This window comes from Candidatus Hydrogenedentota bacterium (genome assembly GCA_018005585.1).
Taxonomy (GTDB): domain Bacteria; phylum Hydrogenedentota; class Hydrogenedentia; order Hydrogenedentales; family JAGMZX01; genus JAGMZX01.
The window spans coordinates 1-14,698 of the sequence record JAGMZX010000015.1; the positions used below are offsets into that span (position 1 = coordinate 1).

At 65.6% G+C, this 14,698-nt stretch carries 9 protein-coding genes; 4 read left to right on the forward strand and 5 right to left on the reverse strand.

From position 1 onward, the window contains the following. On the reverse strand, positions 1–2,887 hold a 2,887-nt coding region (locus KA184_04260; GenBank protein MBP8128771.1), incomplete at its 3' end, for a DUF5011 domain-containing protein. Between the two features lie 439 nt (positions 2,888–3,326). On the opposite strand from KA184_04260, the gene KA184_04265 reads away from it, so the two are divergent. Then, positions 3,327–4,988, forward strand: coding sequence for an alginate export family protein (locus KA184_04265; protein MBP8128772.1), 1,662 nt, complete (start codon positions 3,327–3,329; stop codon positions 4,986–4,988). 149 nt (positions 4,989–5,137) lie between these two features. Next, complete coding sequence (locus KA184_04270; GenBank protein ID MBP8128773.1) at positions 5,138–6,127, forward strand: alpha/beta fold hydrolase; 990 nt, start codon at positions 5,138–5,140, stop codon at positions 6,125–6,127. 117 nt (positions 6,128–6,244) lie between these two features. On the opposite strand, the gene KA184_04275 is transcribed toward KA184_04270, so the two are convergent. Further along, the gene (locus KA184_04275) at positions 6,245–7,057 is read right to left on the reverse strand and encodes a hypothetical protein (GenBank protein ID MBP8128774.1); all 813 of its coding nucleotides are present in this window, start codon (positions 7,055–7,057) and stop codon (positions 6,245–6,247) included. Between the two features lie 34 nt (positions 7,058–7,091). Next, entirely contained in the window at positions 7,092–9,716 is a 2,625-nt protein-coding gene (locus tag KA184_04280; protein MBP8128775.1) for a DUF4838 domain-containing protein, read from the reverse strand. 313 nt (positions 9,717–10,029) lie between these two features. Here KA184_04280 and KA184_04285 point away from each other — a divergent pair, with 313 nt between their 5' ends. Continuing rightward, entirely contained in the window at positions 10,030–10,866 is an 837-nt protein-coding gene (locus tag KA184_04285; protein ID MBP8128776.1) for a BON domain-containing protein, read from the forward strand. A 30-nt stretch (positions 10,867–10,896) separates the two neighbouring features. Next, on the forward strand, positions 10,897–11,787 hold the full coding sequence (locus KA184_04290) for a hypothetical protein (protein ID MBP8128777.1): 891 nt from the start codon (positions 10,897–10,899) through the stop codon (positions 11,785–11,787). 13 nt (positions 11,788–11,800) lie between these two features. On the opposite strand, the gene KA184_04295 is transcribed toward KA184_04290, so the two are convergent. Further along, positions 11,801–13,210, reverse strand: coding sequence for a hypothetical protein (locus KA184_04295; protein MBP8128778.1), 1,410 nt, complete (start codon positions 13,208–13,210; stop codon positions 11,801–11,803). Next, positions 13,207–14,697 (reverse strand): VCBS repeat-containing protein, encoded by a 1,491-nt coding sequence (locus KA184_04300; GenBank protein ID MBP8128779.1) that lies wholly within the window; start codon positions 14,695–14,697, stop codon positions 13,207–13,209. The genes KA184_04295 and KA184_04300 overlap by 4 nt, the downstream gene beginning before the upstream one ends. Position 14,698 lies beyond the last annotated feature (1 nt).

Below are 14,698 nucleotides of genomic sequence, written 5' to 3' on the forward strand. Positions count from 1 at the left end.
CGATCACCATTTGCGCGTCGCCGTTCAGCGTGATCTCCGGCGGTGTCGTGTCCACGACGGTGACGGTGCGCGTCACGGGCGCGGCTTCGTTGCCCGCGTCATCCGCTGAGGTGTAGGTAATGGTGTAGTCGCCCGGCGTCGCGGTATCGACCGCGCCGCTGGCCTCCACCGGCACATCACCCTGGCACGCGTCCACCGCAGTCGCGCCCGGGTCCACGAACGGGTCCGTGCATTCGACCGTTATCTGAGCAGCCCCGTTCAGCGTGATCTCCGGCGGCGTCGTGTCCACGACGGTGACGGTGCGCGTCACGGGCGCGGCTTCGTTGCCCGCGTCATCCGCCGAGGTGTACGTAATGGTGTAGTCGCCCGGCGTCGCGGTATCGACCGCGCCGCTGGCCTCCACCGGCGCATCGCCCTGGCATGTGTCCACCGCAGTAGCGCCCGGGTCCACGAACGGGTCCGTGCATTCGACCGTTATCTGAGCAGCCCCGTTCAGCGTGATCTCCGGCGGTGTCGTGTCCACGACGGTGACGGTGCGCGTCACGGGCGCGGCTTCGTTGCCCGCGTCATCCGCTGAGGTGTAGGTAATGGTGTAATCGCCCGGCGTCGCGGTATCGACCGCGCCGCTGGCCTCCACCGGCACATCGCCCTGGCACGCGTCCACCGCAGTCGCGCCCGGGTCCACGAACGGGTCCGTGCATTCGACCGTTATCTGAGCAGCCCCGTTCAGCGTGATCTCCGGCGGCGTCGTGTCCACGACGGTGACGGTGCGCGTCACGGGCGCGGCTTCGTTGCCCGCGTCATCCGCCGAGGTGTAGGTAATGGTGTAGTCGCCCGGCGTCGCGGTATCGACCGCGCCGCTGGCCTCCACCGGCGCATCGCCCTGGCACGCGTCCACCGCAGTAGCGCCCGGGTCCACGAACGGGTCCGTGCATTCGACCGTTATCTGAGCAGCCCCGTTCAGCGTAATCTCCGGCGGCGTCGTGTCCACGACGGTGACGGTGCGCGTCACGGGCGCGGCTTCGTTGCCCGCGTCATCCGCTGAGGTGTAGGTAATGGTGTAGTCGCCCGGCGTCGCGGTATCGACCGCGCCGCTGGCCTCCACCGGCGCATCGCCCTGGCACGCGTCCACCGCAGTAGCGCCCGGGTCCACGAACGGCTCCGTGCATTCGACCGTTATCTGAGCAGCCCCGTTCAGCGTGATCTCCGGCGGTGTCGTGTCCACGACGGTGACGGTGCGCGTCACGGGCGCGGCTTCGTTGCCCGCGTCATCCGCCGAGGTGTACGTAATGGTGTAGTCGCCCGGCGTCGCGGTATCGACCGCGCCGCTGGCCTGCACCGGCGCATCGCCCTGGCACGCGTCCACCGCAGTCGCGCCCGGGTCCACGAACGGGTCCGTGCATTCGACCGTTATCTGAGCAGCCCCGTTCAGCGTGATCTCCGGCGGCGTCGTGTCCACGACGGTGACGGTGCGCGTCACGGGCGCGGCTTCGTTGCCCGCGTCATCCGCTGAGGTGTAGGTAATGGTGTAATCGCCCGGCGTCGCGGTATCGACCGCGCCGCTGGCCTGCACCGCCACATCGCCCTGGCACGCGTCCACTGCAGTAGCGCCCGGGTCCACGAACGGGTCCGTGCATTCGACCGTTATCTGAGCAGCCCCGTTCAGCGTGATCTCCGGCGGCGTCGTGTCCACGACGGTGACGGTGCGCGTTACGGGCGCGGCTTCGTTGCCCGCGTCGTCCGCTGAGGTGTAGGTAATGGTGTAGTCGCCCGGCGTCGCGGTATCGACCGCGCCGCTGGCCTGCACCGGCACATCACCCTGGCATACATCTAGCGCCGTCGCACCGGGGTCCATGAACGGCTCGGGACATTCAATCGTCATCCGTGGGTCACCAATCAAAGTGATGACGGGCGGCGCGGTGTCTTCCACGATTATGGTGAGCGTGAACGGGGCCGACGTATTGCCGGATGCATCCGTTACCGTATACACGAGCACGTAGGTACCCGGCGTGTTCAAATCGACCGTCCCGGTGACCTGGAGGTTGCCGGTCACGTCGCCATCCTGTGCGTCGGATGCCGTGGGCGTTTCAAAACTCGTGCTGCCGCATTCGACCCGGATCGTCTCTTCCTGTGTCCCGCCCGCGCCGAAGGTGATCTGCGGCGGCACCTGGTCGGTGGTCACGAGCGCCGTATCCGGGAGGCTGTCCAGTTCGCCGTCATTCACAACCAGCGTCAAGAGATACGTGCCATGAACAAGCGCGGTAAACGACGGCGTCGCCGTATCCTCATTCTCCAGGACGAACGGCTCGTCGGCCGCGCCGCCCTGCTGCACGGCGGCCGTCCACGCGTACGTCAGTTCTTGCTCTTCCGGGTCATAACTGCCCGTGCCATCGAGCGTCAGCGCCTGCGCCAAGGTCGCGGTGCGGTCCGGGCCCGCATTCGCTACGGGCGGCAGGTTGGGGGAAAGCACGATCACATATTCTTCTTTGAATACCGTCACAACGGTAAGCTGGCTCGCCTTTACCCCGTTTTCGTCCACGGACTCCTCGCGGACGATGACCGTCAGGCCCACGTCATACTTGCCGGGGTTGCGGTAGACATGAATGGCCGTCTTGCCCTTGCCAACCCCGCCGTCGCCGAACGTCCACATATAGTCGACGATCGTCAGCGTCGGCCGGGCGCCGTCGCGAAACTTGCTGTTCAGCACATACGGCGGAATCGCTTGAACGTCCGCACGGAACGTGACGGTCAACGGTGCATAGCCGATACGCGGGATACCCACGAAATCGGCCGTGACCTTGCCCCCGACGGCGGGGCAACCGGCAAGAGCCGCGACGACCGCCAAGAGGACCGCAATCTTGGATATGGTTTCAAGCATGTTCCCCATGGGGTGCTCCCCTTCTCTTTTCGTGTGTAACCGTTGAAAGATCCACAAGAGGATGCGCTTAACGCTCCCTCAATCAACACTGCCTACCTTGTACGAACCAGCGATTCCAGTATTTGAAAACAGACAAGGAATGTCAAGCTTATTTTTCATTGGGGTCAACCCGCACGCAAGCGGGATTGCTCCCCGCCTCTTGGCGCAAGGGCGATGCGCCAGGGCAGGTGGCAGCTTGGGAGGGATTGACGTATACTGATGCACAAGCGTGATTTGGAAGCGGGCGCGCTGATCCGGAATGCAATCCGGCACGTCCCGAGATGGGTGTCGTTTGCGGTGCTTCGGTGTTTTCAGGCATGGTAAGCGGTATCACGCCGCCGGTTTGGCACCGGCGGAGCAAGGTGAGGCAAAACACAGTCGAAACGACCGGGTTGGGAGGGTGATCGCCATGAATTTGCCGATTATGACGCTGATCAAGGCCGGAACGGGCCGCATCCGTGAGAACAAAGAACCCGGGCGGCGGACATGCGTTTCCGCGAGATTCGTGTTCGCGGCGGCAGTCCTTCTAGCGTCCCTGCCCGTGGCCGCCGACCTGCAGACGGTCCAGGTCGGTGGAGAAATCCGCATCCGGGGCCAATACTGGCGCAATTCCTTCGACAATCCGACCGCCACGACCTATACAGGAAACATGATTCGCTGGCCTGCAAGCGCGCTGGGCGGCCGGCCCATCGGCGACCCATACGGGGGGCAAACGATAGTGAGTTTCTTCGACTGGGACGACGCCCGCGATGATTACCGGCTCGTCGAACAGCGGACTCGGCTCAACATACGGGCGGACTTCAGCGACTCCGCGACCGCGTACACGGAACTCGAGTCCTATGAGGCCTGGGGCGAGGACTTTCGTTCGAATTACATCACCGCTGTGGACCGGCGCGGCAACAGCGACGTCGAGGTCTATCAGGCCTATATCGAGGTGCGCGACCTGTTCGGTTCCCCGCTGCAACTGCGGCTGGGCCGCCAGGAGATAACGCTCGGGTCGGGCTGGCTTGTGGGCAACAACAACAATCTGCCGGAATTCGGGGGCCTCTCCTTCGACGCCGCACGTCTGACCTGGGCAACGGACCAGTTCAGCGTGGATGCGCTGTGGGCCAAGCTCGCGGAGCAGTTCAACAGCTGGAACGACGGCGACCGAGACCTGTTCGCGTTGTACGGGTCGTACACAGGGCTCGAAGCCGTCGCGTTTGATCTCTACTGGGTCCTGCTCCGGGATAGCGCTTATCTCGAAGACACCGACGCCACATGGCTGGGCGAGCAGATTGAGGGCTGGCTGGGCTTGGATGACTATGAGACGACGTACCTGCACACCATTGGCGGCCGGGTCCACGGGGAGAGCGGCGGTTTTGACTACAATCTCGAGGGCGCGTATCAGTTCGGCAATGCCTCGCGCGTGGGCGCGCTCTTCAGGCCTTTCGGTTATGGCGATGCGGACGCGGACTTCGGCGCGTGGGCAGGCGACCTGGAACTGGGGTACACCTTTGACCACAGGCTGCAGCCGCGCGTGTGGCTGGGCGCGGCCTATTTTGGGGGAGAAGACGAGCGCGACATCACCTTCTGGGAATGGCTGAACCCGTTCGCCATGCTCGTTGAGCCGGAAGCCAGCCTCAGCTTCAACCGCCTTTTTTCGGACAAGACATATAGCGCCATCCTGGACGACCAGGGGGCGCTGACGAATTTCTGGACCATGTGCGGCGGGCTGAGCATGGCCCCGACTGAGTCGACCCGTGTCGGTCTGGACGCCGCCTGGTTCGAAGCGCTGGAAGCCTTCGAACAGCCGATTCACATCCATTGGGGCCGGGCCCGGATTCCCATTCTGGCGCCGCTCAGCTTCTGGACCACCCCTTCGGACAAGGAACTGGGCTGGGAACTCGGCCTGTGGGGCGAATACGCCTACTCGGAGGACCTCGTCTTCCGCGCGGGATGGCGCCATTTCTTCACGGGCGACGGCTCGGCCGAGGGTAATTTCGTCGACCTGAACGGACTGCTCCACAACGGCGGCACGGACGACCAGGACGCGGACTACCTCTATCTCGAGTCGCGGGTAACGTTCTGACGGTGGCGGAGAAGCCAGCGCGGTTTTCTTCCGTGGTCCCCGGCGCCGCCCTGTTCTTGCGGGGCGCCGGCGCGTCTGTCATTTTTGCGTGTTCCCGCTGGGCTCTGCCGGCCCGTCCGTACGGTGTCTGAAGTTGGAGGGATATGTCCATGTTGCGTCGTGTCCCGACCGTTTTCTGCGCGTTGGCTGTCGCGGCGATCGTGACGCTGCTGCTGGTCAAGGCCTACTCCGACCGCCACTTCTACGACGGCTACGACCCGCACATTCCGTTGAAGGCAAGCGCAACTCCCCTCGAAGCCGTAACCGGGACAGTCGAGGCATTTCATCAGACCCTGCCGGCGCGATTCCGCCGCCAGCGTATCGAATTTGAAGCCCGGCCCGGCGAAACCGTGCCCGCCATTCTCACGCTGCCCGTGGACGCGGCAGGCCCCATGCCCGCGATCGTTCTGCTGCATGGCAGCCACCAGGAAAAGGAATTCGTCCAAGAAATCTGCACGCCCTTCAATGAAGCCGGGTTTGCGATGGTCTGTTTCGACCAGTACATGCGCGGCGAGCGCAAGGTCCACGGCAATTTCCTGAGAATAGCCGCCGCATTTCGCGAACGCTGCTGGAAGACCGTGCACGACACTCGCCGGCTTGTCGACTATCTCGTCACGCGTCCCGATATCGACGCGAACCGCATCTACCTCGTGGGAGCCAGCTACGGCGCGATCACGGGCACCGCCGTGCTCGCGCAGGAAAAGCGCTTCAAGGCCGCCGTGCTCGTGGTCGGCGGCGGCAACCTGCGCCTGCTCGCCAAGGCACCCGAGGTGCGCCGGGAATTGCCCGGCTGGCTCCTGCCCGCGGCGGGGCCGCTGCTCGGTTTCATCATCGGCCCCGCGGATCCCGTGCTGCACGCGCCAGGAGTCTCGGGCATTCCCGTGCTGATGCAGAACGGGTCGAAAGACGGCGTGGTCATTCCCGAATCCGGCGAGGCCCTGTTTGCGGCGCTCGGCGAGCCGAAGGAACTGCGGTGGTACCCGATCAATCATCCGGACCGCGAAGAAAACGGCGCGGAAGTGGTGAAGATGCTCCTCGACGGCCTGGAATGGCTGCGCGCCCTTGACGCGGCGTCCATGAGTGCGCCGCCGCCACCGTGAAAGCGCGGGGAGACGGCCGCAACCCCGGGAGAGTGTTCCCTTTCTCCCCGTTGTGCCGCGTTGCCTTCCGCGAAGCGCCGGCGGCATCCATTGCCCCGCGACGCTTGAGAGGCAACGCTATTTGAGCAGGTCCTGGACCAGTCCGCCGATACCTTCCGGCATCTCCGGCGCGTCCTTGAGCAGCGAACCAGCGCCCACGCCGCCGAGCAGGGTCTGTTCGTCGAGCTGGAGGGTTTGGCCCGCCGCCGCCTCCAACACCAGACTGGCGACTTTGCGTCCAAACACGCGCGTGAGGATGCCGCTGGCGACGGGGCCGCCGAGGTCAAGGGATACGTCCTCAATCCGGGCTTCCTGCGCGCGGTACGGCGGCGCCACCCCGATGTCAAAGCCGTCTTCTTTGCAGTGGAAATGCACGGGCATGGCGCCCTGTTTCAGGTCACACTTGACAGGGAAGGTGCCGACACGCGTCTGCGCATCGAGCGAGACGCCGAGCTGCCCGAACTCGGCCAACGCGCCAACGAGCGGCCGTTCTTCAAGCCATTTGGGCGTGTCGTCCGCATCGAGGCGGAAATCGCGGATCCGTACTTCTTTCAGATACAGCCGGATATCCCGCCGCACCAGCTCTTCGGTTCCTTCCATTTGTTCCAGGGGAATCCGCTGGATTTCCTTCGGAATCTTGATGGTCATGCCGCCAAATTGCGTGGCCTGTGCCAACAGTTGCAGCAGGTTCAACTGGCCGCGCACCTCGTCGAGCGCGCCGCCCCAATCTTCGATGCGGCACGTTTCGCAAGGCTCGGCGCTCGGCACGGCCATGGACGCGGCGGTGTCCGGCGCGGTTGGTGTCTGGGCCTCGGGTTCTTGCGCGTTGGCCGCCGCTGCCGGCGCGGCAAGGCACGCGAACGCCAGAAACAGGTTGCGTATCATAAGCATGAGGTTTCGGCTCCCTTTCATCGTTTTCAAGGCGCTACAACCGCCACAGAGGTTTATCTTCCCGAGTGGCGGGCGGTTCCGCGGCAACCGCATAACGGACCTCAACCGTCGCGGAGGCGCCAGGCGCCAGCGTTTCCACGGGCGGAAAGTCCAGCACAACGCGCTGATGCCGCGGGTCGTACTGGCAATAGAACGGCCTGCCCGCATCCGCTCCGCTGCACGTGAAGGCGCTTGTGACACTTATCTCGCCTTGCGCCTGCACATTCCAGGCGCGCACGCCCGAGAGCCGGTGCGCGCGCGCGTTCCAAAGCGGGCCGAGCGGGTTGTCCTCGCCGCTCAAGCGCGTCCATGCGCCATTCCAGTTGGCGCGAATGTCCGGCGTGAGCAGGGCCTGCGTCTCAAAGCTGGCGCGCAATCCGATGGCGGGCGCTGCTTCGCGGTCCGTTCCATTGCTGATCTCCAGGACGACGGTCAGGGCGTTTTCATTCACGTCCAAGGCGATGCGGCGTTCCAGCGTGAGGCCTTGCGCCGTCGTTCCCCGAAGCACGGCGCTGGTTGCGTCCCGGGCCACAACTTCGTAGCGCGGCGCGGCGGGTGCGCCGGACACCCCGGCCGCAAAATCCCACTCGCGCCAAAACAGCGTATCTGGCACTTGCCCGAACGGATTCTTCACAAGGTCGTTCCCCGTTGCCTTATCGACACAGCGGACAAGGCGGCCGTCGAGCAACGGGGCCAGCCATACGAGCAGACGGCCGTTTTCGAGCACGACCAGAGGCATCTCTTCGCGGCGCGGCGCCAACCCGTTATCACTTGCACCGGCGCATTGCGCGATCACGGGCTCCATGCCCGGCCCGAGTTCGCGGAGCCGGCCGGCAAAGACAGACCAATCCTCGCAGGAGGGGCGTTCGAGCACGAGCCGGCCGCCGTCAGCCGTGGCCTGAGGCGGACATGTCATCGCGGCATACGTGAACGGGAGCCGCGCGATCTCGAGACGGTTGCGCCGGTCGCCCATGGGCGCCTCGGCCAGCGCCTGATCCAGCATCGTGAGGGCCGCGGCGGCGGTACCGCTATCGAGCCAAGATCCGTCCTGCCGGGGATGGAGATAGGCACCGGATTTCCGGGCGCGTTCGGCAACCAGGCCGAGCGCGCCGCGCAGCGCGGCGCCGGGGGGTCCGTAGTAGCGGCTGATGAAATCGTCCCGAGCCTGTTCCCACGGGAAATCCGGATCCCAGAGTGCTTTCGCGAGCACATACGCGCGCAACGCGTCGATCTCCGCCGGCGCGTTGACGCCCGGCGCGCGCGCCTGTACGTGCACGCCGGACACATTGTATTGGTCATAGAATAGACCGTTCTGACGATATACGTGCAGGTCCGGGTGAAGGCGCAGCGGGTTTTCCTGGTTTCCGGCGTAATTCCAGATGCGCAGGTCTGGCGTAATCGCCGACCATGCCTTCAGGTCGCGGGCGAATGCCGCGTTCGGCAACGACCCGGCGCCGTCCGCCGGACGGCCCATGTCGCAGCCGTCCGCGCCGAGAAAAACAACCACATCCTGGCATGGGCGCAGTTGCGCGGGGGGCCGGCGGCGCACGCCCGCACAGAACGTGGCGACCCGGTAGCCGCCGCCGGGGAACGCTTCCTTGACCCTTTCCGACACGCTATTCACAAGCCGGAGCAGCGGGGCGGCCGCGCTGTTTTCCTGCTGTTCGAGCGCGCGGCACTCAGCACATTCACATGCGCCCGCCCAAGGCATGGGCGCGACAACCACGAGTCTTTCGCCGCCTTGCGCGAGCACGGCATCGCGACGGGCGCGCTGCACATCGTCGAGCGTATCGGCGGGCGCGCGCAGCAACGCCAGCAGTTCCGCGATGAGCGTTTCCGCCGCTTCCTGGTTCGTGCAGCAAAGCTGCGTCGGCGTCTCGCCTCCCGCCAGCGCGAGCGCGGCCGCGCGGCGCCCGTCAATCTCGGCGTAATAGCCGGGACGCTCCGCGAAGAAGCGTTCCGGCGGCAGCAGTGTGAAAAAGGTGCCCGTGGCGAGCCCTTCGGGCGGCGCGGGCTCATCCAGCTTGTGCGCGCGCAGGTATTCCGCCGCGTCCATGCTCCAGAGGGCGCTGTAGCCCGTGCTGCGGTGTGCAAAACAGGGCCGGAAAAGCAGTTCGAACTCGTTGATGGCGAACGCGGTGCGCGGCGTAGCCGTCACCCCGGGCGCAAGCCATCGCACGCCCAGATACCGGTCGAGAAACTCGTAGGCAGCATGCAGCGCGCCCGCGTCCGTCAGGCTTGTGAGAAGCAGCTGCTTTCGCGCGCCCATTTCCTGTTCACGGCGGGACGGGGTGAATGTGCGTAGCAGAAAGCCGCCGGGGCCGAGCGCTTCGAGTTCGTCGCGCGCGGCGAGTTCGACGCCGAGCGCGCTTCGCCCGACCCACATGTTCATGTCGCCTTCATTCTCGGCGCTTATGGTCAGTTCATACGCGGTGCGCTCGCGCCAATACAGCTTCAGCGCGGACGCGGCCATCTGCTCCGCGGGCGTCGCGTCGTGCGGAACGACAACATGGAAATTTCCGAAAACGCCCAAACCGGCCCAGCCCTGGCTGTTCGGCTGCGCGGCGGTCAGCCCGGCAAACGCAAGAACCAGCGCAACTGCGCCACAGAGGCGTTTCACGTTCGGACACTCCCGGATGTGCGCCGTTCGTACAGGCGCGCCCCATTATAGCGAATCGGCCCGCCCCGCTGTTCGCGGCGTCGTCAGGCAACGCTGCCGGTGAAGGCGTTCCAGGAAATACTTGCCGGGACATCGCAAGAACTGCATCCATGACCGCTGCAGTGTTGTGCCGGACAGTGAACGCCGTTCGGGCCGGCGTCCCGGGGATTGCCGGCGCCTTGTCCGGAACTTTGTCCTGAGCAAGAAGTATTTTAAGATAGGGGACGGGTGGCAATGCGTTCAGGAACATGCACGATCGAAGAGGAGAGACATCATGACCGCCATAACGGTGCTGGCCTTGCTGGCAAGTGTTGCGGGCGCGAATCCGGTTGTGGAAACGGTGGAAGACTCGTCGATCACCGCTCGGGTCGAGAGCAAGTTTCTCGCAAACAAGCATTTGAGTCCGCTCAATATCGACACGACCACCACGGGCGGCGTGGTCACCCTGACCGGCAGCGTCCGCGACGAGGCGCAGAAGCAGATGGCGGAAGAACTTGCGCGCGGCGTGCCCGGCGTTGTCGACGTGAGGAACGAACTGCTGGTCGTGCCGGAGACCTATACCGAGCGCGACAAGCGCGGCTTCAGCCAGCGCCTTCGGGACCGCGGCATCACGATGAACGTGCGCGCCGTGCTGTTGCGGGACGGGGAAACGAAGGGGTTGAAGATCGGCGTAGAAACCGTGAACGGCGTGGTGACATTGACCGGCATCGCGAACAGCGAAGAGCAGAAGGCGAAAATCGGCCAGTCGGCGGCGCAGGCGAGCGGCGTGGTGCGGGTATTCAACAATCTTACGGTGCATGAACGCCCTGAAATGGGCACGTTTCAAAATGTGGGCCGGCAATTCCAGGACGAATGGGTCGAGAAACGCGTCGAAACGTCGATCATGGTAAACCGGCATGTAAACGTCCGGGACCTGGACGTGGAGGTGACGGACGGCGTGTGCATATTGACCGGCAATGCCGACTCGCAGGAGGAGAAAGATTTGGCCGGGAATCTGGCAAGTGCGATACCCGGAGTGCTTGAACTCGTGAACGACATCGTGGTGCGCGGGGAAGGCGGCGCGCCCGTGGTTGTGCTCGAAGGTATCGACCCGGCCGACGAACCGCTCTGAGCCGCGCGGCGCCGCGCTCGGAGTGAAGCCATGGAAGACCGTAGACAGGTTGCGATCCTGGTCGTCGTGGTTCTGGTGACGCTGGTCGCCATCGGCGTCACTTGGTGGGCAAGCAAGTCCTCCGGAAAAAGCGGCGGCCTTTCCGCTTCGCAACGGTTCACCGCCCGGCCTGGCACGTCGCGGCCCAACGCCGTCGCGCTGACCAGCGACAAGCGGCCCGGCGGCGTCGACGATGTCGAACTCGGCGGCGCCCCGACGGGCGGCGAAGACGCCCCAGATATTCGATCCCTCTCCCGCCAGGACGGACCGGACGCGAGGGCGTCGGCGGAACGGCTGGTCCGCGAGGCGCTGGAGGAAGCCGATGCCGAGGACGGCATCCAGATGCTCGAGGATGCGCTTCGGCGCGGCCTTTGTCTGGAGGAGGCGTGGCGGCTGCATCTGGCCCTGGCCTTATTGTACGGGCGGCTGTCGCCGCCCGGCGGCGAGCGCGCCTTGCAGGCCTATGCCGCCGCGCGCGCCGCCGCCGCCACGGCCGAGGCCCGGCAACGGATTGCCCTTGAAGAGGCGCAGGCGTTCGTCGCGATGGGGAAGCGCGAGGATGCATGGGCCTGCGTCGAAACAGCGATCGCGCAAGGGCCCGCGGGCGAGCCGTTCTCGCCGGAGGCAGCCGTGCTGCTGGTGCGCATGGGCGACCTGCTTCAGGAGACGGGCAATAGCAGCGGGGCGGAACGAGCCTACCAACAGGCGCTGGACCGGGGCCTGGCGCAGCGCGGCGCGGCCGAAACGCTGGTCGAGCCCTTGCGGCTGGCGGCAACGCGATTGACCCTGTTGCTTCGCGGCGCGGGCCGTCACGAAGAGGCAGATGCGCTGGGCCGGCGGCTGCAAATGCGGTTTCGCGCTTCGGCCGCTGCGGGAGAGTGACTTGGGGCGCCCGTCAGCGGACTGGCCCCAACAAGAACAGGGAATCCGAACCACGCAGCCCGACGGTCACACCCGCGCCGGGCTCCCTGCTGCTGTGGAACGCGACTTCGCGCAACGATTCCGGAAAGCGCATCTGGAACACGGGCGTTCTTTCGATACCCGCCCCGTCCCAGCGCCACGCGCTGAATTCGTCCGCATCCGTGGCGCAACCGAAGTCCGTGTGCCCGTCCGCGTCGAAATCTTCAAACAGCACGAGATGCGCGGGCGGCCCGGCGGCAGCGTTTACCAGCCACGCGACGGGAGCGTCAATAACGATATGCGCCGTTGAAGCGGGTTCGAAACGGCGTTTTCGCGCGTCGAAGAGATGCACAACGAGCCGCCACGAAGCGCGGCCCGTCGCGGCCAGGCGCGCGAGGGCATTCGCCGCGGGCAGGCGTTCTTCGCGCATCCAGACCGCCAGGTCGACAAAGCCGTCTCCATCAAAGTCTGGAAGCCGGTCCGGGGCGTTCAGAACGGCGCCCGCGAAGCGGCGTTCGGGTCCGATGCGCGGCGCGCCTTTGGGGCTGTTGCCGGGCATGCGGAAGCGGATACACGACGTGCCCGAATCCTCATCCGCGAGCGAATAGAGCACATCCCATTGGGCCAAGTCTTGCGGGGCAACGGCCGTGCTGTGCTTCGCGAGCAGAGCAAACCAGGGCCAGTATGCGGGGTTGTTGCCCGCGGTCTCGGCCGTGCGCGGCGGCAGCGACCGCCGCGCAAGCAGGCTGTGCTTGTCGGAGGCGGCCAGTTCGCGCGGGAGCGACGGCTCGATTTCGATACTCCGGCGTATGTCCATTTCCAGTGCGTCGCGCGGCCCGATCACCGGCGGGTTAATGGTATCGACGGTAAACGGCCGCCCGTAGGACGCGCGATGCGGCGCTTCGGTGGTCAGGGGAAAGCTGGCCACGAACGCGCCCGCGGCGTCGCGCAGTTCAAACGCCGTCTCCAGCGGCAGGCCCAGCACCGCGCGGCCCGCCCATTCGATGCCGAGCACATAGAGGAACGGCGCAGGGCCGCATCCCGCCAGTTGCGTATGCAACCGGAACAACTCGACGGGTTCGGGCGGAGACTCCCCGCGCTCGAACGACCACGTCAGAATGCGATCGCCCGCCACGGCGATGACTTCCGAGACTGCGTCGCCATCCAGGTCGAAGACATCCAAGGCCGAGGTTTCTGGCGGCAATGCGAGCTCTCGCGCGCCGGCAGGCTGGCCATCGGCATAAACGGTGAGACCATGGTCGTGCAGGACAACCAGGTCCGCTCCCCCGGCTGCGTCCAGCGGCGCGAGGAAGAAACGCGCGCCGGCCGGTGCGGGAAAGCTCTGGACGTCAAACAGGACACCCGGAACGGCAAGCAGGATGGCGCACACGAGGGACGGCATCATGGCAGGGCCTCCGCCGCAAAATAGACGCGGCACGGTTCACCGCCCCGTTCCGCCGGCACTGCGCGCAGGATCACGTCCGCATACCCGTCGAGATTGACGTCGGCGACCGCGAATGTCGCCTCAAATTCGAACGGAATGACGCAGCTTGGCGCATCCGGGAAATCGTACCCCGCGGCGAGAAAGACGGCCAGGCGGTCCGGGCGGTCCTGCACCACGAGGTCCTTATAACCGTCGTTGTTCAGGTCGCCGGACAGGTTGACCAAGGCCGCCCGCTGATACCGCTGGAACATGGCGTTCCCCACGAAAGGCGGCTGGCCCGCTTGGATCGCAATGCGGCAAACAGGCGCGGGCGACTCGGCGAACGCGCCTTGGACCTGACGGTACACGGCGACCTCATGCTGAATAACGATACTCGTCAAGAACCGGAGTAAGCCCTCCCGCGGGCCGCCGGACAGCGGACCGCTAGATTCCGTTACCATGTCAAGGTCGCCATCGCCATCAAAATCCACGAAACTGCAATACGGCCGGAAAGTGCGGGACCGGCGCACGGTAGAGGAAACGCCGCCGTCCAACGTGGCATACGTCGTGTAGGTTGGGAACGGCAAGAGGCTGCCGCGGCCCATTTCCCAGCGCCCGCCCGCATAATCCATCGTTTCGTCCGCATTCAAGCGGCACGGCTGCACGTAGCTGGGCAAGTCGGCGGTGGTCTCTGCCTCTGGAACGGCCGGCGTTGCCGCAAAAACCCCTTCCGGTGTCAGTTGAACGCGGTATTGGCGCTCCTGATACCGGACCAGGTCGTCGGAAACACTGACGCGGGTCAGGACGCGAAGCCGGTCAGCCTCGAACACAAGGCGGCAGGCCATTTCCCGCGGCGGAAACACGACACGGCGCGATTCCGGCGGCCAGACCTGAGCGGGCGGCCCCGACAGCAATGTCAATTGCGGCAGCACGTTGAGTACGCCTGCGGAAACGTACTGCGCGCCGTCGCGGCGGAACAGGTGCGCGCCGTCGGGGCTCATGGCAACGATTTCCGGCGCGCCGTCGCCGTCCAGGTCGTGCAGGCGCCGCTGCAGCAGCGCCGACCGCGCTTGTCCACGGAGCGGCAGCATCCCCGCGGTCATATCCGTGGACGGCCATTGCGCGGGCTGTGTCAGGACCGTCTCCCACCGGTTGTCGCGCCATTGGTACACCGCCAGACTTCCGGGGTACATGAGATAGACGGCCCCCGCCCAGACCTCCAGAATAGGCTGCCCTTCAATCGACGGCAGCGGCACGCGCGCTTCGCGCGGGAAGCGGCCGCCGCGCTGGAACGCCACCTCGTGCCCGAACGCCAAGTCCACGGCGCCGTCGCCGTCGAGGTCCGCCTGTATGCAATTGAGGCTGACCGCGCCCGTGAGGGGATGCACGGCTTCCGCACGCAGCCCCGATATCTCCTCGGGGAAAAACTCGATTGAGGCAAGCAGGCATATGGAAAGCGCGAACGTCATC

Bases quoted from the DNA above. Each gene is read 5' to 3' on its own strand.
- KA184_04265 (MBP8128772.1), top strand. From the start codon at position 3,327: ATGAATTTGCCGATTATGACGCTGATCAAGGCCGGAACGGGCCGCATC.
- KA184_04270 (MBP8128773.1), top strand. From the start codon at position 5,138: ATGTTGCGTCGTGTCCCGACCGTTTTCTGCGCGTTGGCTGTCGCGGCG.
- KA184_04275 (MBP8128774.1), bottom strand. From the start codon at position 7,057: ATGCTTATGATACGCAACCTGTTTCTGGCGTTCGCGTGCCTTGCCGCG.
- KA184_04285 (MBP8128776.1), top strand. From the start codon at position 10,030: ATGACCGCCATAACGGTGCTGGCCTTGCTGGCAAGTGTTGCGGGCGCG.
- KA184_04290 (MBP8128777.1), top strand. From the start codon at position 10,897: ATGGAAGACCGTAGACAGGTTGCGATCCTGGTCGTCGTGGTTCTGGTG.
- KA184_04295 (MBP8128778.1), bottom strand. From the start codon at position 13,210: ATGATGCCGTCCCTCGTGTGCGCCATCCTGCTTGCCGTTCCGGGTGTC.
- KA184_04300 (MBP8128779.1), bottom strand. From the start codon at position 14,697: ATGACGTTCGCGCTTTCCATATGCCTGCTTGCCTCAATCGAGTTTTTC.